The sequence below is a fragment of the uncultured Maribacter sp. genome, assembly GCF_963975365.1.
Taxonomy (GTDB): domain Bacteria; phylum Bacteroidota; class Bacteroidia; order Flavobacteriales; family Flavobacteriaceae; genus Maribacter.
On the sequence record NZ_CAXBGF010000006.1, the window covers coordinates 180,972 to 206,701 of the forward strand.

Consider the following 25,730-nt stretch of genomic DNA (forward strand, 5'->3'; position numbering starts at 1 on the left):
ATAATGACGAGATAGTGTAAAACTTGTTACATTATTATTAATAATGCTTTACAATTTCTTTGCCTTACGTAAGATTTTCACAACACGACTGTGCGTTATTTGTAGCAAATTCCATTGGTAACCTTCAAAATCAGTGGTGTTCATAAATTGAACAACCACGGCATCAATATCTTTATGGTATTCTGCTATACATTGGTAACCTGGAGCCAAACCTCCATGATTAAACTCATATAGAGACGCATAGATTTCCATTTCTTCTTCATTTAGTAATGATCCATCGTTTAATGCTCTTAAAAAGATGCCAACATCTTCTGCTGTAGCTAGCATCATTCCATTATTTTCGCTTTTGAAGTCTTTATCAATACCAACATAATAACCACTCATAACATCGTCTAGATTTACTTCATCAATTGAACCAAAAGTATTTTTTAATCCTAGTGGTATTAAAATTTTCTCCTTGAAATATTGCTGACGGCTATAACCTACCACATTCTCAATTATTCTAGATAGCAACAAATAATTGGTATTTGAATACCCATAATCTTTGTTTGGTTCAAAGTCAGCTGGCAAGTCGATTGCATATTGAAGTACATCTACATCGGTGTTTGGTTGATTTTTCCAAAAATCAGGATTGTCCGTGAAATTAGGAATGCCACTTCGGTGTTGTACCATCATTCTCAAAGTAATTTTATCTGAATTTTCAATCCTTCCCAAAAGTTCGGGAAAATAATCAGAGAGTTTTTCATCCAAAGATATATGCTTGTCATGAGCTAGTTTTGTGATAGCAACTGCAACATATAGCTTGCTTATACTTGCGATTTTAAATAACGCATTTGGGTTGGCAGGGATTTTTTGTTCTCGGTTATGATAACCAGCCGTGTAGAATGCTGGTGGCTTACCTACTTCATCTACATATACAATGACCCCGTCAAAACCATAACTTAAGGTTTGGTCTACTTGTTCTTGAACCGAACCCGGTAGTGGTACTATCCAGGCTTTTACTAAGATCCATGGGACAAACCATAATGAAATGAACGTACCTACAAATAATACAATTCTAAAGATTTGTTTGCTATTGCTTGTTCTTTTCCTGTTTGTATTCATTAATCTAAAATATTATAATTCCTGTTGGTTTTTATAGATGATACAAATATGTTTAAGATCTACATTAAAATAAATTGTGAATTACCGAACCGTACTATATTATGGATGAATTGATTTATTATTGTATAATGTGATTATAATTAAAAACCATTTCACACACATATATCACTCTTCTCCTATCGTCGACTCGCATAATTATTGTTAATCCACAAGGTTTTGTTGTTTTAAAGGTGTTTATGCATCTCCTGCTCCAATGTCATTACCTTAACGGAAGAAAATTTTTATAAAGAAAAAGATCCAGGAAGATGGTAACAACTTAACCCTCTCACCATCGCGCTCAAAAAATAAAGAGGTAACTCTTTCTTTTTGTGTTGTAACCAAAGCTCAAGTTACCTAACGCAGGAGATTATAGTATATTAAAGATAGCAATCAATTAGGGAATTCATGTACTGATTTTATTTTCCCGAATCTTAGGGCAAAAAACCTGTAAATTATTGGAACAGGGTCTTTAATGACAAACTTTAAACCGGTATGTGTCAACATAAATTTCCACCTAAGTAAAACTTTCTTTTCTTGTTTTACTTTTAATTTTAGGCCCCTTAGGCTCCAGTAGGTACATTCATTTACTTTTGGCCTCTCAAAAGTATGGCCCATACTAATTTTATGAGATAATTCTGGGAAATTGAACCCAGCATTTAAGGATGCCTCGACCGATAACCAAAATCTAGGGTTAATCTCAATAACCTTGAATTGTTGTGCATTCTCGTCAAATCTCAAATCAATGTGTGCAATACCGGACCAATTAAGCGTTTTTATGAGCTTTTCTACCACGGAGAACAACTTGGGTTCTTGAACAAAGACATGTGCATTAGAAGGTGAAAAACCAGAGGCGTCACTAACAATACCTTTTTGAATGGTGTAAGCTAAAATTTCACCTGCTTTACACAATACGCTACAATCAATATCGTACCCTTCTATATATTCTTGAATAATGTGTATCCCTAAAAAATTATTATTTTTAAAATGGGTTTTAAGCGTATCCATGTTTTTAAAAAGATGGATATGCTTACCCCCACCATACCCTATTGTAGGCTTACTTATTACAGGAAAATTTAATGTTGCTATTTTGTTCAATTCCGCCATATTTGATACTAAGCATCCTTTAGGATGTGGAATGTCGTACGTATGTAAATGCTGAGACAGTAGTGCTTTATCATTAGCGGTATCAAAATTGTCAAGCTCAGGTAATAGCATTAACTTTTTTGCCGCTTTTAATTTGCTCTTGTGTAGTATTAGTTTTCGAATACTATCCTCAGATACGGGCAAAATGAAATCAATATCATGATTTTCAACTATTTTGTCAATCGTATTGATCCAATCTTCATCATTTTCAGTTTTTGGAGAAAATAAGAAGTGATCCACAAACCTTGAAAAACGCAAAGGCGTGTATTTTAGATTGGAAAGCAGATATATTTTGAACTGATATGAAGATGCTAAACAATTTATGACAGGTACTGCTAAAAAGTCTTGACCATCAGGAATCAATATCGATATACACTTTTTATTTTTCATTTGTAACCTTTAATTTTTTGTTTTTCCAAATCATCGGAAAGAAAAATAGTAGAACTGCCCAGGTCATGGTAACCTGTATCATATTCATGACTTCATTGTTAAAAAGAAAGCGAGTGGTGAAACGGTCAAGAAAATCTAACCCAAATAGAAATATATAAAAATTACTGCTGTACATTAAAAATAAGCGAATACCGCTCCAATTAAAAGCTACTTTTTCAGTAGTACATATTTCAAACCAATTAGATTCCAATTTGGGGCTAGCTTTACTCCAGATTATGTGATCATTAAAATTTAGGCTAACAAGTACCTTTTTTAATTTCATATATCTTTTGTCATCTATCGCTACCCAAAGCTTTTCCTTAGGCCAATTTAAAAAAATGAGTAATCCTAAGACAATATCTTCATAAAAATGACCAAATCGATCAATAGTTAAGGTATAGAGTAAAGTGTGGAAAATAAGAATGGTCCAAACTGCAATTTTTTGTGTTTTCTTATTTAATATTAATAGGGCTATGGCAAATTCAATGAACATAGAACTCCATGATAAAAGCTTTGCAAACATCATATCTGGAAGGCTTGAAGCAATAGTAATATAAGTCTGGTTCTCGCGGGCATTCCGTAACCAATTGTCCATAAATTGTCCGGTCCACCAATCCATTTGAGGTGCTTTATTTATTACCGCCCCAAAATATATTAGTGCAAACTGAACATATAATAACCAAGGACTGTGCTTCCTATCTGATAATCCTGCTAATAAAAAAAAACAACCTAATATGAAAAGATGATTTCTAAACATTGGTTTTGAAGAAAGTAAAACCAATACTATTGTTATTCCCATTAAAAAAGCCATAGCTCTCACCCTAACATTAAACAACAATAACACGCCTGCTGTCACAAACGTGACTCTGCAAACGACTTTAAATACATTTGAAATTTTGTGAAATTGGTCAAGAACCTTAATAAATGGGACATGAGGATCATTGATGTCACCCACAAAACCATATAGGCAAAGCATGATAAAAGCAAGCTTGCACAATAAAAGAATATTGGGCAGCATAGCGGTATTCGTAACTCTGAATGGAAAGAATCGTTGCGTTATAAGACTGTTCATTATTTTGGAAATTTCCATACCTTTTCTTCATGACCATTAGTACTGTAGTGCACTTGTACCTGCGCATTATCGTCTATTCCATAGGTCGTCTCATATTCCCATATTAAATTGAAAACATTTTCTATTGCTCTTGGTTCCCAACCAACTGCTTGGTAATGGTATCTTTTTTTTATATGTTGCTTTGAAAGTAATTCACCATTTATTTTTATAGAAATGGCATATTTGGTATGTTCATCATACGGTGCCCAGCAAAAATATCGTTCCGGAACAAATCGGGCATATATAATAGTACCTATTTGTAATAGAAGGAAAAGCATTCCAAGGGCATACTTGAATTTCATTTAGGTTTTGTTTTGGTCGATTTAGTATATAAATGTATTGAAGTACAGGAGTATTGACTCACAACTAATTTAAAAATTCGTTCTAACCCACAATGTTATCGACAAAATTTTTTTTACCCATTATTATATATAACTCAGATCTAAAATAGCGTAGTACTTTGATATTCTATCGTAAATATTATTCCACACACATTTTACTTCCCTCCTACACTTCGACTGCCCTCAGTGCAGACTAGTCGCATATTAAGTGTTCGATTAACATCGAATAAGAAACTATTTAGCATGAAAATTTTTGAGAAACATTAGTAACGACATTCGTTTTTACTCAAACTCAAGTTACCTAACGCAGAACATGATGATACAACGGTAATACTTATTAGACAAGGTATAATACTCTTTAAAGAGAACCATTTAACGAATAAAAATGGCTCAGTTCTACTTTGGAATATATTTTGAGCCGTATGTTGAAATCCTTAAAACAAAAATAATATGATCAACACAGTAAAAATAAAATGGCCATCTTATTTTGGATTACTATTGTTTTTCCTCACAACTACTACAAATGCACAAAATGAATATGAACCTGGATATATTATTTTAAATAATAACGATACGATTTATGGAAAAATTAAAGATAGAACTGATGACAAATTATACCATAAAATAAGATTTAGAAAAAATAAAAAGACCAGCCGGTACAGCGCATATGATATTAAAGCGTACAAAAAAGGGATAAATAGTTTTGAATCATTTTGGTATAAGGAAGAAACAGAATTTTTAAAGTTTGATTATAGTAATCATGACGGGTATGGCGAAAAAATCTTTTTAAAAGTGATGGTAAAGGGGAAATTAAGTTGCTATGCCAAGGAATACATTCAGGATGATAATTTTTATGTAGACTATTTTGAACTTTTTAAACGATATGGGGAAAATACGTTTGAACGCGCTACACAAGGATTTTTTGGCCTAAAGAAGAAAAGACTTACCCGTTATTTTTTTGATTGCCCCAACCTAGTTAAAAAAATAAATAACAATAGCATTAAAAACCCTTTGGACGTGGTTGCCTACTACAATCAATTTTGTGGTGAAAAATAAGACTGTAATTGTAGTTTGTTTTAATGGTACCAATCCCTTTTTTATATCAGCGACCTGCTTATTTGAAGTGGTCATTACCGTTAATTCCAAAACCAAAACTTCGATACCGCTACTGGATATTTACTTTTTACATCGTATTTTAAGTACCATTTTCAACCACCACTTGTCAATGCCATTTAAAAGCTAGCCCTTAATTTGGGCATAGTTATTTTCTTAGGGTAGTAATTTTAATATTAAAGCATTTAACAATCGCTCATACTCACATTAAAGGGATTGCGCGTTAAACGTATCACCTTGAGAAATATCACCAGTATCAAAACCTTTTTTAAACCAGCGCATCCGCTGTTCAGAAGTACCGTGGGTAAAGGAATCTGGTACTACCCTACCGGTGGATTGTTTCTGTAAACGGTCATCACCAATGGCGTTTGCAGCATTCAAAGCTTCCTGTAGGTCGCCATTCTCCATCATTTGGGTCATCTGCTGGGAACGTTTTGCCCAAACACCTGCCAAGAAATCTGCTTGAAGTTCTAAGCGCACAGAATACTTATTAAATTCGGTCTCACTTAATTGACCACGAAGTTTATCTAATTTGGCCATGGTGCCCATGAGTTTTTGAATATGGTGCCCAACTTCATGAGCAATAACATACGCCTGGGCAAAATCGCCTGGGGCATTCATCCGTTTTTCCATATCCTTGAAAAAGCTTAGGTCCAAATACAGTTTTTCGTCACCAGGACAGTAAAAAGGGCCTGTAGCACTTGAAGCGGAACCACAAGCGGAATTCACATACCCTGAAAATAAAACTAGGGTTGGTTCCCTATAATTTTGGAGGGTATTGTTCCATACATCCTCTGTACTGGCCAAGATGATAGCACTGAAGTCGGCCAATTTATTTTCCTCCGCCGTACCTTTATAATTTCCGGATGGAACGGATTGTCCGCCCCCGCCTAAAAATAAATTGCTAATCAAGGTAATTGGGTTATTACCGGTAACAAAAGAGAATACCAGGAACAACCCTACAATGATCAAACCTACTTTTGAAAAAAGTAACTTTAGCAAAGGAGTTAGCAACGTAGGACTAAACCCACCATAACCCCTATTTGAACTAGACTTACCCCTTTGATCTTCTACATTTGAACTTTGACGTCTACCTTGCCATTTCATACTAGCACTCTTTTAAATAATTAATTCAAATATAAGGTTTCCGAACTTTTTAAAGATTGAAAAATTATCCTTAGAAAATAAATTTTTTCCTCGAAAATTAGATTTTAAAAATTGGAAGTTTTTTGACAATGAATATATAAATTACTTTATTTAAATGTCTTGAAACCCTATATAATGGAATCCGAATCTTTCTTATTCTGAAAAATCGCATTGTACCTCCCTTAGGTTAAATTAAAAGCTTTGTCTTGCTAGCTAATAATTAATTGCGATTTATTTCCTTTTACCAAAAGGCACCTCAATATAATAATGTCTTTGAAAACCTATTGTTTTAATACGTAGTGAGAAAAGGTTTTTATGATACATATATTAGCAAAATAATACGGCATTTAAAACCTTAGATGCGCATGCATATAAAGCTTATTCAGAATAAAAAAACGTAACTTACCACTTATTATGCGTGCATAGTAATTATCAAACCATAAAGAAAATGACCAAGTACACCCATATATTCGAACCCTTAGATTTAGGCTTTACTACCCTTAAAAACCGTATTATAATGGGTTCTATGCATACCGGCTTAGAGGAGAAAAAAAATGGTTTAGAAAAAATAGCCACCTATTATGCAGAACGTGCAAAAGGTGGCGCTGGTTTAATAGTTACCGGCGGAATTTCGCCTAATATACAAGGCTGGACCGCTCCATTTTCGGCCTGTATGAGTACAAAAAAACACGCAAAACACCACAAAGTCATTACAGATGCCGTACATAATGAAGGGGGTAAAATATGTATGCAAATTTTGCACTCTGGGCGGTACGGCTATCATCCCTTAGTGGTTGCCCCTACTGCATTAAAATCACCTATTAGTCCTTTTAAACCTTTTAAACTAAAGCAATCAGGTATTAAGCGAACCATTCGTGACTTTGTAAATTCTGCCAAACTTGCAAAATTAGCAGGGTATGACGGTGTAGAAATTATGGGTTCTGAAGGGTATTTAGTCAATCAATTTATTACAGAAAGAACAAACAAACGGACAGATTCGTATGGCGGAAATTATGAGAACCGTATGCGTTTACCCATAGAACTAGTAAAACAAACACGTGAAGCTGTAGGAACCAATTTTATAATCATCTATCGGTTATCGATGTTAGATTTAGTGGAAAAAGGAAGCTCTTGGCAAGAAGTAGTTACATTAGGCAAGGAAATTGAAAAAGCCGGTGCTACGATAATAAATACAGGCATCGGTTGGCACGAGGCACGTATACCCACCATTGCAACGTCGGTACCCAGGGCTGCATTTACTTGGGTAACTAAAAAGATGAAAGAAGAACTAACTATTCCGTTAGTGACATCGAATAGAATTAACATGCCAGAAACGGCCGAAAAGGTATTGACAGAGGGTCATGCAGATTTAATATCGATGGCTCGACCATTTTTAGCGGATCCAGAATGGGTAAATAAAGCAGCAGCAAATAAAGCAGATGAAATAAATACGTGTATTGGTTGTAATCAAGCTTGTTTAGACCATGTTTTTCAACAAAAAGTAGCGAGTTGTCTGGTAAACCCGAGGGCATGTCATGAAACGGAATTAAATTATTTTCCTACCGAGAAAAAGAAAAAGATTGCCGTAGTAGGTGCTGGTCCTGCAGGATTAGCCGCATCTACCATTGCCGCACAACGCGGCCATGACGTTACCCTTTTTGAAGCTGATAAAGAGATTGGCGGACAATTTAATATGGCGAAGCAAATTCCTGGCAAAGAAGAATTTTACGAAACCATTCGTTATTTCAATACCCAAATCGCATTGCATAAGGTAACCCTAAAACTAAACACTCGGGTACAGGTAGAAGATTTAAAAAATGGCAATTTTGATGAAGTGATATTAGCAACCGGAATTCAACCAAGAACTCCGAAAATCGAAGGCATTGACCATCCTAAAGTGGTAAACTATATAGATGTTCTAAAGTTAAAAAATCCGGTTGGTAAAAGGGTTGCCGTTATTGGTGCAGGAGGCATTGGTTTTGATGTATCAGAATACATAACACATGAGGGTGAAAGCACTTCCTTGAATATTGATGCTTGGTTAAAAGAATGGGGAATAGATAAAACCATGACCGCAAGAAGTGGAATTGAAGGGGTTGAAGCAGTGGTTCATCCATCACCACGAGAAATTTTTATGTTCAAACGTAGCAAAGGTAAATTTGGTGCCAATTTAGGCAAGACCACAGGTTGGATACATCGTTCTACTTTGAAAAAGAAAAATGTACAGTTTATTAACAATGTAAAGTATACCAAAATTGATGACCAAGGCTTGCATTATATGCAAAAGGAAGAACAAAAAGTGTTGGCAGTTGATACTATAATCATTTGCGCAGGTCAATTACCCAATAAAGAACTATTCGCACCATTAGAAGAAGCAGGTATTAAAGTACATGTTGTTGGTGGTGCAGATTTTGCATCTGAGTTAGACGCAAAACGTGCAATAAATCAAGCAAGTAGATTAGCTGCTGAAATATAGGGAGGTTGAACGATAATTATTAGGTTTTTTCTACTGGTATTGCCATAAAATCACAAAACGGTACCATTGTCTAACCAACGTTGCAAAAGCGTATCGTTATGAGAAATGTCTACCAGATGAAATTTGTTAAAACGCTTAAAAACACGTGATTCTTTAAGGGTTTCTATACAAACCGACACTGGATTAAGATAGTTGGAATGAATTAGAAATAGTTGGCCTTTACGCTTTAAAAGATAGCCCACATGTCCCTCATCAAAACCTATAAAATAGAGTCCTTCTTTGGTTAAGCCATCAATCTCTTCAAAGGCTTTTTCAGGTGTATCTTGAACCACCTTATTGATTTCTGAGCCGCAACTGATCATTTTAGCTTCATCTAAAGGTGATTTTTGAGCTAATGTATATCTATTAAGTTTTAGACCCATATCGCGCAAGGTGGTTGAGATAAAATAACCACAAGCTATTTTACCTTGATTAGGTATGGTAGTATGACCACCAAAACTCCATGGAGTACCATACCAGTGAGGTATAATCTTATTTACTAATTGGTTTGTAAATTCTGTTTTAATATGGTCAAAAGAAATAGTACCCGATTGAAGACCTTCTTTTAAACGCAAACGAAGTTCACTAGTATTTACTTTGGTATTGGCATAAGATTCAGCAATGCTATCTAAATCTGTTTTAAAATCAAGGTTTAACTCTTCAGTAAAATCCCAAGGTTTTAATACAGGTAAGGGCTTTTCAGTAGCCAAATAAGGTACTGCTACCTCTTCTATTTTATGTGGTATTTCGTTTGTAAAGCCTAATGAAAGTAGTAACGAAAATAATAGCATTTTTTTAGATTTAGGAATAAGGAACTGTCATTGTAACGTATTCGCTAAGAAGAAATTATATTAAAAATGTTAAACTTAAATTTTACTTTTCAACTGTCTTCTAAATACTTAGATTTACGGCCCACCATACTTCATAATCTCTTGGTACAAGAGGTCTGTAACTTTGAAAACCTTGATCGGCAATTTTAAGGCCTATAATAGTTTTTTTATCATCGCGCACATAGCTTATGAAAATGAAGGAATGTCCATAAGGATCCAGATTTTTAACATTTACGCCTTGCACTACTTTTTCATAATCGTCTTTAAACCGCCATACTTGCATGAGTGCACCGGGTTGTAATTGGCCACTCCAAATTCCGGTTGAATCAACCAAAGTACCCATTCCGGCATAGGCAATAGCACCAGCATTTCCCTTACCCCTATATGTTTCTGGTAGGCTTCGCCATCCTTCTCGTGTGTCTGAAGCTGAATCGTATATCAGATTAAACACCTGTTTGGGTGTGTATGATTTTGTGGCCATATTAGCAGGTAAATCTTGATAGAACGAATGACCATGAACCTCTTTAAAGGCTTGTTCAAATCGGCCTTTACTTACGGAAAGGCAATGACCATTTGGCTCTTTATTATCACTATTGGTATAATTCTCTACTATTTTATCGCCCACTGGGCTATTTCTTTTTAAAATAGTTGCTGATTCATATTCGTTGTACGATGTACTAGAACCATTTTGTGACAAAGAATCTATTGCATTGGATGTTTTTACTTTTTTTAGCGCCGGTATTAGACTTATAAATTCATGATCATCAAAATCATAATGATGTGTTGCCGTAGCTGTATTGCCATTATTATATACTTGAGTAGTATTTTGATTGGAATTCTTATGGATTGTTTTCTGCTTATTTTTTTTTATCGAAGAACAACCCATAAACATAAGGCCTATTAGAACTTTACATGCAATCCACGTAATGGTTTTCTTTAGCAATATTCTTGATGGGATTATTTTCATATCTAAAGCTTGCATTGACGATTTAAAATTGGCCTAACTAACCTTGTAGCAACTATAGGGCAGTATATTTAGACCTGCTGATACAACTACAAAGGTAACACAATCACCAACTTAATTTCCTGATTAAAAGTTAAGGCAACTGTGAAATGTATTGATGCAACATACTAAAAAATTTGAACATGTTAATAGTAGTCGTGGTAAGTTCAGCACACGACATTATTGGCATTGTAGGGTATTGTCTATCGTATCTAAATTTTAATAACTACATAATGATGAAATAAGTATGAAACAAAATATCAAGATTTTATTTCATAATACACTCAAAAACTCCAACGTAATCGTACGAACATACTATTCCCTAAAGTTTTATAATTTTCAAATTCAAAAAAGGATTGTCCCGTAACATCCACTTCCAAATTGGTAACTATAGAATACCCAATACTGGGAATTACAATTACCGAATGATTATTAGGTGAATAAATGGTACTTAAAGTTCCTTTAAAAATAGGAGTGAATTCTTTGGCCAATTGTAAAAATCCTGAAAATTCAAAAGGCATTAAGTTTTTCGCACTTAAATTGGTGTAAACCAATGTCCCCAAATTATTAGTTGCTTTATTATTAGAACTAGTATATAAAACTGAACCGTTTATATAGAGACCTTTTTTAAATCCATAGTCAACAGAAACAGAAGTACTCAACACATTTTTAGAATTAAAATAACTTTCATACGGAACAAAGTAAGTAAGCTCTCCTTTAAATCCTGTGTTTTTTAGATTTCCAGCCCAACCAGCACCAATGACCCAATCTTTTTGGTAGATTCCAGATATGAATTGAATATCATAAGAGCCTTTATTGAGTTTGTACATGCCGGCTAAAATGAAATCATCCTTATCCCTACCCTTTTTTGTCGCTATTTCTACCTTACTGAAATCACCTAGATAATATTGAACACGAATGGCATCACTCCCCGGTCGTTCTTCATAATCAAAATCGAATAGATTGTACGTATTGAAAATATCATTTGGATTCCATGCTAAATTCATTCCCCAATTAATGCGTTGTCTACCCAAAGTAAAATCCCAATCACCGTTTGTATAATTTACCAATACCCTATCAATCGTTGAGTTAAAAAGTATATTTTTAGTATCGATGACATTCCAGGATAGGTCGACCATGCCAATATCTTGTGAAATAAAATTTGAAAACCCATTAAAGTTCTTGACATTATCGCCATAAAACAATCTACTTCTCAATTCTAGTCTTACCGTAATTTTATCTGAAGGGATATATTTGAAATTGAAACGATTATGTAAAAAAGTTGTCCATTGCAACGTATCCAAATTGTCGATTAAACTAAATTCATGAAGATTTTTAACATAACCAGCAACAATCAATTGTTGTTGCTTATCTTCTTGAGCAAATAGGCTATAGCTTATAAACACCATTAGATATGTGAAACATATAGCTTTCATTAGTTTTAAGTTGGTGTTTGTTGCACATCTGATGCTACTTTACCATCTACCAAGGTAATGACGCGCCTAGCTTTTTTTATGACCCGCTGATCGTGTGTTGAGAATAAAAAAGTGATCTTCTCTTCCTTGTTCAATTTTGCCATAATATCCAGTAAGTTGGCTGCTGATTTTGAATCTAAATTAGCCGTAGGTTCATCTGCCAGTATAATTTTTGGTTTTGAGGCCAAGGCCCTTGCTACGGCAACACGTTGTTGTTGTCCGCCTGATAGTTCGCCTGGTCTGCTGTGTATCTTATCTTCTAGACCTACCTCTTTCAACAAGGTCAACACACGCTGTACCCTTTCATTTTTTGGCATATGTTGCAGCTGTAATACGAAACCAACATTTTCTTTTGCAGTAAGTACAGGTATCAAATTAAAAGACTGAAATACAAACCCAATATTGTGTAATCTAAAATCTATCAACTTGTTTTCCGATAGCTTTGTTATTTCTACGCCATCAATAAATACAGTGCCTATTGTGGGCTCATCTAATCCGCCCATCATATTCAACAAGGTAGATTTCCCAGAGCCGGAAGGACCAACCAACGCAACAAACTCTCCTTCTTCTATATGCAAATGAACATTTTGCACCGCATGGACCGGAATTGTCTTTGGATTGAAGGTTTTACTTACATTATGTGCATCTATAATCGTTTTTGCCATAATTCTAAATTTTACGTATTGCTTCCGAAGGATTTAATTGTAAAGCTTTATAAGCGGGATAAATAGCCGATAGAATTGCCGTAACAATACACATGGTTACGATAATTATATATTTCTCTTGATCTAAGGCCGGATAAATCATAGAACTAAATCCGTAGGACGCTAAACCCTCTGAAAACATAGAAATGTTAATACCCGTTTCTCCTAAGAGTGTAACGGTTAGCCATCCCAGAAACAGGCCTATTGGACTACCTAATACAGTTAAATAAATGGTCTCCAACATAACCATAATGAATATTTTGCGCTTATTCAGTCCAATGGCCATCAACATGCCTAGTTCTCTAATTCGCTCTAATACAGACATTAACATGGTGTTAATAATGCCAAATGTTAAGGCCAATAAAATAATGCCACTTATGATATAGGTATAAAGGTTAAAGGATTCTATAATCATACCTAGTTCCGGTGATAACTCCTTCCAATCTTCAATTTTCACTTTTTTAACCAAATTACTACTGTAGTTTTTAATTGTATCCAGTTGCGTTTCATCTTTTATCAATATGGCTATTTCATTACTTTCGGAAGTCTTTAATCCCAATAAATCCCTTAAATCCTCTTGTTGCACATAAACATTGACTTCATCTAATGAACTATTTTTTGATCTGTAAAGCCCACCTATCCTAAAAGCGGCAGAAACAATTTCTGTATTTGTATTGGTAAAGGTCAATACCACTTTACTTTTAAGCTTAACTTTAAGTTTTCTGGCTAATTTTTCGCCAATAAGCATCTCATTATCTTTTCCTGAATTAAAATAATCCCCTTGAATGACACTTTCATTCAATCTTATTTGAGGAATTTCTAAAGCTGGTTCAATACCATAAATTTTTACACCGCTTGCTGTTGTTGGCGAGGTTATCATACCTGTGGTAATGACTCGCGAGCTTACCGATGCTATGCGAGCATCTTTTTGAAATTGCCTCATTACTTGATCACTATTTGCTATAGTGAATTTTGAATCGTTCTCATTTTGAAACTTTGGATGATGTATCTGTAGATGGGATAATTGTTTATAAACAGATTCGTTGATGTTATTTTTATACATTCCCCAAGAAAAAGATAGAATGAAAATTCCAGCCCACACACCAATAATAATTGAGCTTATTACCACCAGACTTCTTGATCTGTTCCGCCAGATATTCCGCCAAGCAATTTGAAACATCATAACTAACTATTTATAGCTTCTATAGGTTTTAATTTCAACACTTTATATCCAGGATATAAAGCCAGTAGAGTCGATAATATTAAAACAATTAATGTTTGGGTAATAAAGATTTTCTCATTGCTGGAAAAGTATATGATCGATTCAATACCCCAATCTTCATAAACTTCTTTCAACTCTCCAGTCAAATGAATAGGATACCTTGTAAACCATTTTATAACAAGAATACCTACAATAACACCGGTAAGACACCCTATCAACGAAATCATGATTGATTCCAGTAAAAGGATCAAGCCTAGTAAGTGTTTTTTCATTCCTATGGCAATAAGAATTCCCAATTCATGTTTTCGTTCAAAAATCATCATCAATAAGGTTCCAAATAAACCAAACGAAATAATAAAATAGAGAATACCTATAATGATGTAATGACCTGTGCTATCCGCTTCAATAAACTGATCCATTTCGGGCATCATTTCTTTCCAAGTCATCACTTCATATTTATTAGGATTTATAGATTCCAGCAGAGACTGTTTTAGCTTATCCAAATCGGTTGTATTATTTAGCATTACAGACATAGAGGATAACCTGTTTTCTGCTCCGTGCATATATTGGGCTTGTTGCAAAGGCATATACACGACGTTGTTATTCAATTCTATGGCTCCTAATTTTATAATACCTTTCATTCTATACTTGGCTGCAGCACTACTTGCGTGATAGCCTTGTCCTAAAAGCACTAAAGTGTCATTTACTTTTAATTTAAGTTGTGATGCTAAACCTTCACCCAATACCACAGCATCATCATTAACTGTTTCAATATAGTGTCCGTCTATGATTTTTTTATGAAGATTATTGACTGCCTTTTCTTTAACTGGATCTATTCCTAAAACAAGTACACCCTTTGTTCTATTCGTATACGATGCTAGGGCAAATGTCTGCAAACGCGGCATTAGGTGTATAACATTCGGGTTTTCAAATAATTCTTGATAGAGTTGTTCATCTTCTTCAAATGTATTGTCTATGGATTGCTCATCCCAATATCCTTTCTGATGAACTTGTAGATAACCGGAGGAATAACTTACCATATTATGAATCATATTATCATAAATACCATCGGTTAACGAGCGAAAAACGATAGCCAATACCACTGCAAAAAACACAGAGGTGGCAGTAATGAATGTTCTACGCTTATTGCGCCATATATTTAACCAAGCCAATTTTAATAGCATTATTTCAATTGTTTCATATTTCGGGTAGTGAAAAAATTATCCTGAATAGGTTTGTCAAAAATGATATCATTATACATTATCACGGTACTATTTCCTTCTTTATCAACCGGAAACATTTCAATTTTTGAAGTTATTTTTCTGCCACCAATTTCTTGGACCTCGCTAGAATTCATAGTATTTACCAATTCACCATCCTCATCATAGAATTCAGCTTTTAACTGTAAAAATTCCTTGACATCTATCCATACAATAACTTTTTCCCAAACGATGGCTGCCGAAGGTTTGGGTATCATTTCAATTTTATAACAGTCCTTTTTTGAGATGGTCTCTTTCCCCAAAAGTTTGTGGTCATAATCCGTTATCGAAGATGCTTCTTTAACCAAATCGTCATTGGTAAAGTCCGTTCCCATCCAACTTTGGGACATCATAGAGGGGGGAAGTTTAATGTTACGTTCTATGGAAGGAATCCAGTTCCATACTTCTTTATCTCGCTTTAAAAACACTGTGCCTTTTTCTTTTGCCGGAGAAGTAATCAAAATCATAGAATAATCATCACCCTTAGACCAAGCCTTCATATTCATTTCTCTGCTCCATGTAGGTCTGATTATTTTAATGGTGATATCTGCCTCTGAAGTATTACCGCGCATGTTTTCATCTGCCCTCTTAACAATTTCCGTTGCTGAAATAACATGTTGACTATAAGTTGTTGCCATAGGCATTATGAAAATGATAAAACTTATGGTGAATATTAAGAGTGGTGAGTTTTTCATATGGTCGAAGTTAATTGACTATATGAATAAAAAACATGATGATTATCAGCCTAAATAGTTATATGATATAAATAATAGACTATTGTACTTATGCCACGAACAATTATTTTGTGATTATTGAAAACAAAATAATTAGCACCTATTTTCTTAAAAATTGGAAAACACTGAATACTTAGCAGTAGTTTTACGGTATAACCAATTGACTTTTGTCATGTTTTTAAACTACTTTCCCCCTTATTTTTATGTCTTAATCATAGCCAATGATCGATAATTCGCTACTTGCAAAATTTAAATCCAAGTCCGATTTACTAGAGTATCTAGAACAATCTAAAAGCGGCATACCCCTCTACACCGATGTGTTAGACAAATATTATTATGAACGTCTTTTATTACAATTACAGGCTGAGTTAGTTGATTTTCAAAAATGGGTTCAAAAAGAGGATAAAAAAATAGCCATCATCTTTGAAGGCCGGGATGCTTCAGGCAAAGGTGGCACTATACGCCGTTTTGCAGAGCATTTGAATCCGCGTGCCATGCGAATCGTAGCACTCAATAAACCTACTGAGATCGAACGTAAACAATGGTATTTTAACCGCTATATAAAGGAACTTCCAAATGCAGGTGAAATCGTTTTTTTTGACCGTAGTTGGTACAACCGGGCCGTTGTAGAACCGGTAATGGACTTTTGTACTAAAGAACAATATGAACGTTTTATGGTACAAGTGCCAGAATTTGAACATATGCTCTATGAATCTGACACCAAGATTATTAAATTTTGGTTTTCAGTGTCTATCGATGAACAGAAAAAGCGATTTGATAATAGATTGGGAAATCCTTTAAAAAAATGGAAATTTAGTCCGGTCGACCAAAAAGGTCAGGATCTTTGGGAAGATTATAGTTATTATAAAAATCAAATGTTCGCTCGTACCCACATCTCATTCTGCCCTTGGATTATTGTAAAAAGTGATAATAAAAGGTTGGCGCGTGTAGAAAGCATCAAATTTGTTCTTTCACAATTCGATTATGATGGCAAGGGCTCTAATTGCCCAGACCTATTACCCGACCCTAATATTGTGCATCGGTTTTTTAGACAACAGATAAAAATATAGGCAGTAATTATTTTAAGTTAGTTATATGAGTAAAGTACAAAAGCCTTTAAAAGAAAAAGAACTGCAATCAATCAATTCCAAGAAGGGATTATTAGCCTTATTAAGACAATCTTCTTTAGACCCCAAAAAAGCTATACATGCACTCAAATATGAAAAACGCTTGGCTAAACTACAAGAAGAATTACTTGTATTACAGCAATGGGTAGTAAAAAACAACAAAAAGGTGGTGATTATTTTCGAAGGTCGTGATGCTGCTGGTAAAGGAGGTGCGATTAGGCGTATTACCGAACATTTACCGCCAAGAGAAGTACGGGTAGTAGCCTTGCCGAAACCTGATGAGATAGAAGAAGGTCAATGGTATTTTCAACGCTACATTAATCGTTTTCCACGTGAAGGTGAAATGGTATTCTTTGACAGAAGCTGGTATAACCGTGCCGTGGTAGAACCAGTGAACAACTTTTGTACGAGAAAACAATATCAAAATTTCATGGATTCGGTGAATGATGTGGAACGGATGATGTTACTTTCTGATATTCATCTAGTGAAACTTTACTTTTCTATTTCTAAAAATGAGCAAGCGCGTCGCTTTAAGGATATTACATCTAGCCCTATTAAAAAGTGGAAATATAGCGATGTAGACAGAAAGGCTTTGGCCTTATGGGATGAATACACGTCATATAAAGAGTTAATGTTTAAGAACACTCAAAAATATGTGCCTTGGAAAATTATTAAAGCGAACAGGAAAACATCTGCAAGAATTACGGCTTTAGAACACATATTGAATAAAATTCCGTACGAAGTTAAAGACAAGGAAAATATAAAGCATAGAGCCATTTTAAAGGATAATGATGAACAACTTTAGATTTCATGTAAAAGAATCAAGTTGAATACATCTGTGTAAGATATAAACTTACAACTAATGGTTCTTGTCTATTTGTGAATTCTTATGGACAAATTAAATAGGTAAAACCAAGTAATTGGTGGAACAAGTTTTTAATCAAGGACTTTATTTGTAAAATGCGTTTCATAAACTTTTTATTAAATGAATCTATTCCTAAAAAAATAAACGGACTGTCATCTATACTAATTTATTTTAATAATAGTAGTCAAACTGTATTCTATCAGATGCAGATAATGCATAACCTCCATTATTTGATGGATTATATGTTAACGTGGTTCAAAACCGAATAAGCAAAAATGCTTATTCTTAAAAGTTGAATCGTATTAATTAGTGCGATTCCACATATAAATAACTATATATGGTTGTAAATTAGCATTTGTACCGCTTACACCTTCTGTACTTAATGTACCACTCGGCGTTCCTGCTGATTTAGCTACACTTGCAGTTGTAACAAGTGAATTTGACGTGTTTCCTGTTGATGGGTCGGCAATTGGTGCATCAGCACCTCCACCACTGTAACCACTATTTGAACGATACATTTGGTGATTATGGGGTGCTAGCTCATTGCCTGTAAATGCGTGGCCGTGTGACACAATTACAGCATCTGCTGAACCACCAGTAGAGCCTCCTGTGAACCCATTACCACTACCAACTAATACGCGGCCTTGTCCAAAAGCTACCCAAGTTCCAAATCCAAGAGATGTTGAAGGATTAGAACTTATTGTACTAATATAAATAGAACCCACAGGATAAACAGCTTGAATTCCTGTATTAGAAAAAGCTGTCGATACAGATAAATCTACATATTCGGTAGTAGCAATTTGTGTGGAATTCGTTGCTAAAGTTGCAGTTGGAGCAGTTGGAGTTCCCGTAAAGGTAGGTGAAGCCAAATTTGCTTTTAAATTAATGACTGTTTGGGTTGCAGTAGATATAGGCTTATTTAAATCTGTTGTGTTTTGTACATTTTCTAAAACTTGTTGTCCATTTTTATTTACTACTTGTGCATTCAATTGAAACTTAATTAAAACCAAAGTTATCAATAAAATAATTTTTCTTTTTTTCATTTTAAGCTATATTTATTATTATTCCATAATGTTTTTTATTTCTAAAAAGTAGACAACTATTAATAATAAAAATCAAACTGTATTCTGTCGCCTGCAGTTATTGAATAACCTCCATTACTAGCTGGTGTATATGTTAAAGTAGCACCATCCCATGAATAGGCTGAGTTACTAATACGAATACCATTTACATACATTTTAACCATGCTATTTTCAGAAGGCGTTTGGGTTAGCGTAAAACTGGTTTGGTCTAAGATTGCTGTAAATTCATCTGCAACTTCCCTAACGGCTACAGCGCCTGTAGAAACCGATCCATCGGCCATTAAAAACTGACTTGCAGTTCCTCCAGATTTCATGAATCCGTTTGCGGTAACAGCTCCACTAGCATTAATTTCTACTATAGGTGCGATAGAAGGTTCTACGGTAGTTGAAACATTATAAAATCTAAAACCACCAGCACCTTCACCTTTATTGTTAACAAAAGAAGTGTAGCCGTCTCTAAAATTAGAACTTCCTGGTTGTAACAAGTTCCAAACTAAATAGCCACCTTCTAAACCTGTGTAATTAGGTCCCGTTGCATGAAAAGCCTTACCTTTTACCAAACCACTTGTTCGTACTTCTGTAACAGCTGTATTTCCTAATTGTATGGTGTTGCTGTTGGTTACTCTGGCTTCAAAGCCAATGGCTGTACTGTTCACTAAATTACCAACATCAGGACCAGAGAAAGAACCAATACTTGTATTATTAGATCCTGTTGTATTTGTTTGTAGTGCATAATATCCGTTTGCTGTATTATTCCCACCCGTAGTATTTAGTAGAGCATAAGTTCCAATAGCTGTATTCCTTGTGCCGGTAGTATTTACGTCTAAGGCATCTGTACCAATAGCCACACTGGTATAATCGCCTCCGCTACCTTTTCCAATAGTTAAAGTACTTATCATAATATCTGAATTAAAGGTTTTAGTACCTGCAATGGTTTGTGCGGTTGTTACATCTACAAAGTTTTGCGTGGCAGAACCTGTACCTCCATTGGCAACTGGCAAAACACCACTATAAGACGTTGCTGGTGCAAGATTTGCCCAAGTGGCAACACCAGATGCATTGGTAGTTAGTACTTGACCGGCAGTTGCATTGTGTATATTTGGGTAAGTAACAGTGCCCGTAGTTAATTTTCCACTTGTTTTTACATCGGTAACAGCTGTATTTCCTAATTGTATGGTGTTGGTGTTGGCTACTTTCGCTTTAAAGCCAATAGCTGTAGCATTTGTTATGTTGGCTACAGTTACATCAGCTTGGGAACCCAAAGCTGTATTTTCATAGCCTGTTGTATTCGTTACAAGTGCTGACAAACCAACAGCCGTATTATTATTATTTAAATTGTTTTTAAGAGCAAGTCTTCCAAGAGCCGTATTCCCAGCTCCGGTGATGTTGCTCCAAAGACTCTGTTGTCCAACTGCGGTGTTATTTGAAGCTGTAGTGTTGCTTTTGAGCGCTGCTTCACCAACTGCTGTATTGTAGTTGCCAGTTGTGTTACCCTCAAGGGCCTTCATTCCAAAAGCTGAACTACTGCTCCCTAAATGAATAGCCAATGCCCTATAACCGTAAGCTGAATTGCTATTACTTGTACTAACCCTACTTAGAGCTTGAAGACCAGTTGCGGTATTATATTGTCCTGATGTATTGGCAGCTAAAGCTTGAAGCCCTATAGCTGAATTAGTATTAAAATTTCCGCCACCTCTACCGATGTTTATCCCATTAATGGAAGCGTCGCTACTAAAGGTTTTTGTTCCTGCAATGGTTTGAGCCGTTGTTAAATCTACAAAAGTACTACTATCAGCTACTGATGGGGTTGACCAAGCCAAAACACCAGAACCATTAGTTTTTAATACTTGTCCATTTGTACCATCTGTATTTGGTATCGTAATGGTGCCAGCGGTAATAGTACCACTTGTTTTTACATTGGTGATATTAGTATTGCCTAATTGTATGGTGTTGCTGTTAGTTACTTGTGCATTATAACCTATAGCTGTTGCATTCTCTAAATTATTTAAAGAAACATTTGCATTATGGCCTATCGCTGTATTTTTGCTTCCTGTAGTATTGGCTTTCAATGATTCTCTACCAAATGCCACATTATATTGCCCTGTGGTATTTAATTGTAACGCGTAACTTCCTGAGGCGGTATTATAGGAAGCTGTATTTTCTTTTAGTGCATAAGCCCCGAGAGCTGTATTTTGTTCTCCGGTTATATTAATCTTTTGCGTTTCAAAACCAATAGAGGTATTAAGTCTACCCGTCGTGTTTTGTGATAAGGCGCTTTCGCCAAAGGCAGTATTATACGTATTGTTTCCTCCTCCCTTACCAAGGGTCATATAAGTTCCAACCTTAAGGTCTCCTGCGAATGTTTTATTGCCTGCAATGGTTTGGTTGGTGGTTAAATCTACAAAATTTTGCGTGGCAGAACCTGTACCTCCATTGGCAACTGGCAAAATACCACTATAAGACGTAGCTGTGGTGCTTGGAGTTGACCAAGTCAATGCGCCACTTCCCGTGGTAGATAATACTTGTCCGCTTGTACCGTGTGCTTTTGGATAAGTTACCGTTCCTGCTGTTAGGGTACCGCTGGTTTTTACATTGGTAATGGCTGTATTCCCTAATTGAATGGTGTTGCTTGCTGAAACAATTGCTCCGCTTCCTATAGCTGTGGAATTAACTTGAGTACCATTACCAGCTGTTGCATTAGCATTGGTTCCAATAAAAGTATTATTTGAACCACTAGTTACTACGTCACCAGATCGTTTACCAACTCCTACATTCTCATTGCCAGTCACATTTATAAGAGATTGATTTCCTATTGAGGTGTTATTAGTTCCTGTTAAAAGAGCCAACATAGATTCTGCTCCAACAGATGTGTTTCCTCCTCCTGTTGTTAATTCTGGAAGGTTGTTGTACCCAACACTCGTATTTTGGTCAATTGAAGTTCCAACATAACTTTTTAACGAAGATTGTCCAATAGCTGTATTTCTTTGTCCTGTACTTACGGCATTTAATGCCCCATTACCAATTGCTATGTTGGAAGCACCACTAGCATTTCCTTTTCCAATGGTTACGCTATTAAAACTCCCATTGCTACTAAATGTTTTAACACCTGCAATGGTTTGTGCGGTTGTTAATTCTACAAAGTTTTGCGTGGCAGAACCTGTACCACCATTGGCAACTGGTAAAATACCACTATAAGACGTTGCTGGTGCAAGATTTGCCCAAGTGGCAACACCAGATGCATTGGTAGTTAGTACTTGACCGGCAGTTGCATTGTGTATATTTGGGTAAGTAACAGTGCCCGTAGTTAATTTTCCACTTGTTTTTACATCGGTAACATCGCTATTTCCTAGTTGAATTGTGTTGTTTGTTACTACAGTAGCACCTTGGCCTAGGGCTGTAGAATTTGTACCAGAAGCTATGGTATTGCTTCCTAATGATGTTGCTTTTATTGCTGAAGCTTCAGATGAATTACCAATTGCCACAGTTTCGCTTGCTGTTGCTTTAGTGTCTTTACCAAATGCAGTAGCAATACTTCCTGATGCTAAAGTATTTGCGCCAACAAAAGTTGCATTTGAAGAGCCGCCAACGGTTACACCATTTACAAGTATATTAGAGTTAAAGGTTTTAGTACCTGCAATGGTTTGGTTGGTGGTTAGCTTGACAAAGTCATTAGCTGATGTACTCACAGCATTGGTTACAAAAGCAGTAGTTGCGAGTTGTGTTGTACTCGTTCCTGCTGTAGCGGTTGGTGCTAAAGGCGTACCGGTAAAAGTTGGCGAAGCAATATTTGCTTTTAAATTTAAAGCATCCGCATTCGTTTTCACTTGTGCATCTAAATCTTCGGTAGCATCAACAAGAGATGTGGAAGTACTGATATAGTTCGCACTACTATTTGCAGTATAAGCTCCATCAGTTCCTAACCCGGCACCAGCTTGTGTGGCATTTAATTCTGTTTGCAACGTATTATCGGCTATATCACTTGCCGCATCAATAGCATCTACATAAGTTTTTACTGACTTCACTGTTGGAAACTTCACATCAGAAGCACCATCTGTAGTGATATCTGTAGATTTATTAGCGGCATCTTCTTTTAAAGCTATAGCTGTATTTTGAGTTGCTTGTTCCTCCGTAATTGTAGTTAAAGAACTTATAGCTGGAAAACCTACAGCCCTAACCGCACGAACCATTCTGATAGTATTTTTATTTAAAACCTGCTGAAAGTTATTGCCAAAAAACAATGCTGATGCACCGGAACCTGACTCCGAAGAACTCCAATAGGCTCTAGAGCCCCCACCAAAACTGACGCCTCCATTTGTCGTGGCGATTCCATTAATAACTCCTCTGTTTATACTCATCTGATATAATTCGTCTTTTGAGGGGAGATACCAGTCGGTAAAGCCACCTCCATTGTATGCTCTTGCTATGCCAGCAGCATAATTCGTTTCTGTAGCACCTTGAACGGCTATGATGGCATCTGTGTTACTTGCACCAGTTTCTACGGCTGTTCCGGTTGCTCCAGTAGTTAAATATGAGCCGTTGTACCATTGTATTCCATCGCTTTGGTCTTCAATAGAACTAACTAGACCTTTTGAGTTATCCGCTGGATCTACCCAAAACACAACACCACCTCCAACAAAGTCACCTATAGTTAGCGTCTGAGCCGCTACACCATCAGAAATCACCGTATCAAAAGCTTCAGAAACAAATGCAGTTGTTGCTAATTGTGTTGTATTCGTTCCAGCTGAAGCAGTTGGTGCTAAAGGCGTACCTGTAAAGGTTGGCGAAGCGATATTTGCTTTTAAAGCAAGATTAGTCTGTAATGTAGCTTCGGCCGTATTACTATCGGTTTCATTTTGGTCTACATCCGCTTGCAACGCTGCTAACGCTGTAGCGCTAGTACCATTAGTTGCTGTAATCTCAGCATCAACATAGGTTTTTACCGATTTCACCGTTGGGAACTTCACATCAGAAGCACCATCCGTAGTGACATCAGTAGATTTGTTTGCCGCATCTTCTTTTAAAGCAAGACCTGCTGTGGTGGCAGTACTTAAGGTATTGATATTGGTTTGTAAGGTTGTTTCAGCAGCATCACTATCCGTTTCATTTTGGTCTACATCAGCTTGCAATGCTGCTAACGCTGTAGCGCTAGTACTACTAGTCGCTGTAATTTCAGCATCAACATAGGTTTTTACAGATTTCACCGTTGGAAACTTCACATCAGAAGCACTATCAGTAGTGATATCTGTAGATTTGTTTGCTGCATCTTCTTTTAAAGCCGTTGCATTTACTGCGGTTGTCGCATTTGTTGCCACTGTAGCTGTTAATGTATTGATGTTAGTTTGTAACGTTGTATCAGCCGTATCACTATCCGATTCATTTTGGTCCACATCACCTTGCAATGTATTCAAGGCTGTTGTACTAGCATCACTAGTCGCTGTAATTTTAGCATCCACATACGTTTTTACGGCTTTTACACTAGGGTATTTATCATTTGACGTTTCATCAACCGAAATACTTGTACTTTTATTAATTAAATCTTCTTTGGTAGCATCAGCGGATATGGCACGATCCACTTCAGTCTGTAAATTTGTTGTTAAAGTGTTGTCAGCAAGAATTCTATTCGATTTTTCAGTGTTTAAATTCGAAGCTATAGTCGTTTCCGCACTAGTAGCCCTTAAAGTTTCTTCTGTTATCAAACCCGCAGCATCAGTAATGCCAGCTGTAGCAGCATCTACATATATTTTTACGGCTTTCTCCGTTGGAAAGTTTACATCTGAATTCCCCGATAAAGTCCCATCCGTACTTTTGTTCGCAGTATTTTCTTTGGTGCCTTCTGCGGCCAATGCTCGGGTTCTTTCTGTAACTATAGCTGTAGCATTCGTGTTCTCTACGCCTTTAGCCCTCGTTTCTTCTGCCGTTATAGCATTGGTCAAAGTAAGGTCATCCGCAGCTCTTGTTGTTGCTTCGCTCGTTAGGTTTGTAGCCAGCGTACCCTCGGCGGTCTCCGCTCTTGTTTTTTCCGTGGCTATTGCCGTGGCGTTTACGCCTTCGGCGGTTGTTGCCCTGGTGGTTTCCAAGGCTAGATTATCCGTTAAGACTTTTTCCGCAGCGGAAGCTCTCGTGATTTCTGCATTTAAATCCGTCGTTGCCGCTGTGGTGCTGGCATCCACATAGGTTTTTACCGATTTCACACTTGGGTACTTCGTGTCGGAGTCACCGTCCGTTGTTAGGCTCACACTTTTATTGGATAGGTTTTCCTTTAACAGATCCGCATTCGTCCTATTGGTAACCTCCGTTGCCAAATTCGTTGTCAACGTGCCTTCCGCATTCGTTGCTCTGGTTGCTTCATTGGCTAAGTCCGTTGCTAAAGTTCCTTCGGCCGTCGTTGCTCGGGTTACTTCATCTGCCAGGTCATTGGTCAGTTTGGTGTCCGCCGCAGCTCTTGTTGTTGCTTCGCTCGTTAGGTTTGTAGCCAGCGTACCCTCGGC

At 36.2% G+C, this 25,730-nt stretch carries 17 protein-coding genes and 1 pseudogene; 4 read left to right on the plus strand and 14 right to left on the minus strand.

Features of this window, described 5'->3' with window-relative positions; all coding sequences use genetic code 11:
- Positions 1-48: 48 nt before the first annotated feature.
- From AACZ49_RS09530 to AACZ49_RS09545, 4 genes are all read right to left on the minus strand, one after another.
- Positions 49-1,104 carry a serine hydrolase domain-containing protein gene (locus tag AACZ49_RS09530; protein ID WP_339653973.1) on the minus strand — a complete coding sequence of 352 codons (1,056 nt, stop codon included), beginning with the start codon at positions 1,102-1,104 and terminating at the stop codon, positions 49-51.
- 429 nt (positions 1,105-1,533) lie between these two features.
- Positions 1,534-2,676: an ATP-grasp domain-containing protein gene (locus AACZ49_RS09535; RefSeq protein WP_339653976.1), complete on the minus strand. Its 1,143-nt coding sequence runs from the start codon at positions 2,674-2,676 to the stop codon at positions 1,534-1,536.
- Positions 2,666-3,787: a hypothetical protein gene (locus AACZ49_RS09540; protein ID WP_339653978.1), complete on the minus strand. Its 1,122-nt coding sequence runs from the start codon at positions 3,785-3,787 to the stop codon at positions 2,666-2,668. Before AACZ49_RS09540 ends, AACZ49_RS09535 begins: the two co-directional genes overlap by 11 nt.
- A complete protein-coding gene (locus AACZ49_RS09545) occupies positions 3,787-4,128 on the minus strand; it encodes a hypothetical protein (RefSeq protein ID WP_339653981.1) in 342 nt (113 codons plus the stop codon). The genes AACZ49_RS09540 and AACZ49_RS09545 overlap by 1 nt, the downstream gene beginning before the upstream one ends.
- A 489-nt stretch (positions 4,129-4,617) precedes the next feature.
- On the opposite strand from AACZ49_RS09545, the gene AACZ49_RS09550 reads away from it, so the two are divergent.
- On the plus strand, positions 4,618-5,223 hold the full coding sequence (locus AACZ49_RS09550) for a hypothetical protein (RefSeq protein WP_339653983.1): 606 nt from the start codon (positions 4,618-4,620) through the stop codon (positions 5,221-5,223).
- A gap of 264 nt (positions 5,224-5,487) precedes the next feature.
- Here the strand turns inward: AACZ49_RS09550 and AACZ49_RS09555 are convergent, their stop codons facing one another.
- Positions 5,488-6,387 carry a neutral zinc metallopeptidase gene (locus AACZ49_RS09555; RefSeq protein WP_339653985.1) on the minus strand — a complete coding sequence of 300 codons (900 nt, stop codon included), beginning with the start codon at positions 6,385-6,387 and terminating at the stop codon, positions 5,488-5,490.
- 487 nt (positions 6,388-6,874) lie between these two features.
- Here AACZ49_RS09555 and AACZ49_RS09560 point away from each other — a divergent pair, with 487 nt between their 5' ends.
- Positions 6,875-8,902: an NADPH-dependent 2,4-dienoyl-CoA reductase gene (locus AACZ49_RS09560; protein WP_339653988.1), complete on the plus strand. Its 2,028-nt coding sequence runs from the start codon at positions 6,875-6,877 to the stop codon at positions 8,900-8,902.
- A 50-nt stretch (positions 8,903-8,952) separates the two neighbouring features.
- Here the strand turns inward: AACZ49_RS09560 and AACZ49_RS09565 are convergent, their stop codons facing one another.
- The 7 genes from AACZ49_RS09565 to AACZ49_RS09595 form a co-directional block, all read right to left on the minus strand.
- Positions 8,953-9,732 (minus strand): hypothetical protein, encoded by a 780-nt coding sequence (locus AACZ49_RS09565; RefSeq protein ID WP_339653991.1) that lies wholly within the window; start codon positions 9,730-9,732, stop codon positions 8,953-8,955.
- 100 nt (positions 9,733-9,832) lie between these two features.
- The gene (locus tag AACZ49_RS09570; protein WP_339653994.1) at positions 9,833-10,753 is read right to left on the minus strand and encodes a hypothetical protein; all 921 of its coding nucleotides are present in this window, start codon (positions 10,751-10,753) and stop codon (positions 9,833-9,835) included.
- Between the two features lie 305 nt (positions 10,754-11,058).
- Positions 11,059-12,210, minus strand: coding sequence for a hypothetical protein (locus AACZ49_RS09575; protein ID WP_339653996.1), 1,152 nt, complete (start codon positions 12,208-12,210; stop codon positions 11,059-11,061).
- A 5-nt stretch (positions 12,211-12,215) separates the two neighbouring features.
- Entirely contained in the window at positions 12,216-12,914 is a 699-nt protein-coding gene (locus tag AACZ49_RS09580) for an ABC transporter ATP-binding protein (RefSeq protein WP_339653999.1), read from the minus strand.
- Positions 12,915-12,918: 4 nt separating this feature from the next.
- On the minus strand, positions 12,919-14,136 hold the full coding sequence (locus AACZ49_RS09585) for an FtsX-like permease family protein (protein ID WP_339654002.1): 1,218 nt from the start codon (positions 14,134-14,136) through the stop codon (positions 12,919-12,921).
- Between the two features lie 2 nt (positions 14,137-14,138).
- Positions 14,139-15,359: an ABC transporter permease gene (locus tag AACZ49_RS09590; protein ID WP_339654005.1), complete on the minus strand. Its 1,221-nt coding sequence runs from the start codon at positions 15,357-15,359 to the stop codon at positions 14,139-14,141.
- Entirely contained in the window at positions 15,359-16,129 is a 771-nt protein-coding gene (locus AACZ49_RS09595; RefSeq protein WP_339654008.1) for an outer membrane lipoprotein-sorting protein, read from the minus strand. The genes AACZ49_RS09590 and AACZ49_RS09595 overlap by 1 nt, the downstream gene beginning before the upstream one ends.
- Positions 16,130-16,389: 260 nt before the next feature.
- On the opposite strand from AACZ49_RS09595, the gene ppk2 (AACZ49_RS09600) reads away from it, so the two are divergent.
- Both ppk2 (AACZ49_RS09600) and ppk2 (AACZ49_RS09605) read left to right on the plus strand, forming a co-directional pair.
- Entirely contained in the window at positions 16,390-17,238 is an 849-nt protein-coding gene (gene ppk2 / locus AACZ49_RS09600) for a polyphosphate kinase 2 (protein ID WP_339654009.1), read from the plus strand.
- Between the two features lie 25 nt (positions 17,239-17,263).
- A complete protein-coding gene (gene ppk2 / locus AACZ49_RS09605; RefSeq protein WP_339654011.1) occupies positions 17,264-18,100 on the plus strand; it encodes a polyphosphate kinase 2 in 837 nt (278 codons plus the stop codon).
- A 362-nt stretch (positions 18,101-18,462) separates the two neighbouring features.
- On the opposite strand, the gene AACZ49_RS09610 is transcribed toward ppk2 (AACZ49_RS09605), so the two are convergent.
- Positions 18,463-19,203: a hypothetical protein gene (locus tag AACZ49_RS09610; RefSeq protein ID WP_339654013.1), complete on the minus strand. Its 741-nt coding sequence runs from the start codon at positions 19,201-19,203 to the stop codon at positions 18,463-18,465.
- Between the two features lie 59 nt (positions 19,204-19,262).
- Positions 19,263-25,730: pseudogene (locus AACZ49_RS09615) on the minus strand (hypothetical protein); the annotation flags it as partial.

Excerpts from the sequence above, each read along its gene's own strand:
- AACZ49_RS09530 (WP_339653973.1), bottom strand. The coding sequence starts at position 1,104 with ATGAATACAAACAGGAAAAGAACAAGCAATAGCAAACAAATCTTTAGA.
- AACZ49_RS09535 (WP_339653976.1), bottom strand. The coding sequence starts at position 2,676 with ATGAAAAATAAAAAGTGTATATCGATATTGATTCCTGATGGTCAAGAC.
- AACZ49_RS09540 (WP_339653978.1), bottom strand. The coding sequence starts at position 3,787 with ATGAACAGTCTTATAACGCAACGATTCTTTCCATTCAGAGTTACGAAT.
- AACZ49_RS09545 (WP_339653981.1), bottom strand. The coding sequence starts at position 4,128 with ATGAAATTCAAGTATGCCCTTGGAATGCTTTTCCTTCTATTACAAATA.
- AACZ49_RS09550 (WP_339653983.1), top strand. The coding sequence starts at position 4,618 with ATGATCAACACAGTAAAAATAAAATGGCCATCTTATTTTGGATTACTA.
- AACZ49_RS09555 (WP_339653985.1), bottom strand. The coding sequence starts at position 6,387 with ATGAAATGGCAAGGTAGACGTCAAAGTTCAAATGTAGAAGATCAAAGG.
- AACZ49_RS09560 (WP_339653988.1), top strand. The coding sequence starts at position 6,875 with ATGACCAAGTACACCCATATATTCGAACCCTTAGATTTAGGCTTTACT.
- AACZ49_RS09565 (WP_339653991.1), bottom strand. The coding sequence starts at position 9,732 with ATGCTATTATTTTCGTTACTACTTTCATTAGGCTTTACAAACGAAATA.
- AACZ49_RS09570 (WP_339653994.1), bottom strand. The coding sequence starts at position 10,753 with ATGCAAGCTTTAGATATGAAAATAATCCCATCAAGAATATTGCTAAAG.
- AACZ49_RS09575 (WP_339653996.1), bottom strand. The coding sequence starts at position 12,210 with ATGAAAGCTATATGTTTCACATATCTAATGGTGTTTATAAGCTATAGC.
- AACZ49_RS09580 (WP_339653999.1), bottom strand. The coding sequence starts at position 12,914 with ATGGCAAAAACGATTATAGATGCACATAATGTAAGTAAAACCTTCAAT.
- AACZ49_RS09585 (WP_339654002.1), bottom strand. The coding sequence starts at position 14,136 with ATGATGTTTCAAATTGCTTGGCGGAATATCTGGCGGAACAGATCAAGA.
- AACZ49_RS09590 (WP_339654005.1), bottom strand. The coding sequence starts at position 15,359 with ATGCTATTAAAATTGGCTTGGTTAAATATATGGCGCAATAAGCGTAGA.
- AACZ49_RS09595 (WP_339654008.1), bottom strand. The coding sequence starts at position 16,129 with ATGAAAAACTCACCACTCTTAATATTCACCATAAGTTTTATCATTTTC.
- ppk2 (WP_339654009.1), top strand. The coding sequence starts at position 16,390 with ATGATCGATAATTCGCTACTTGCAAAATTTAAATCCAAGTCCGATTTA.
- ppk2 (WP_339654011.1), top strand. The coding sequence starts at position 17,264 with ATGAGTAAAGTACAAAAGCCTTTAAAAGAAAAAGAACTGCAATCAATC.
- AACZ49_RS09610 (WP_339654013.1), bottom strand. The coding sequence starts at position 19,203 with ATGAAAAAAAGAAAAATTATTTTATTGATAACTTTGGTTTTAATTAAG.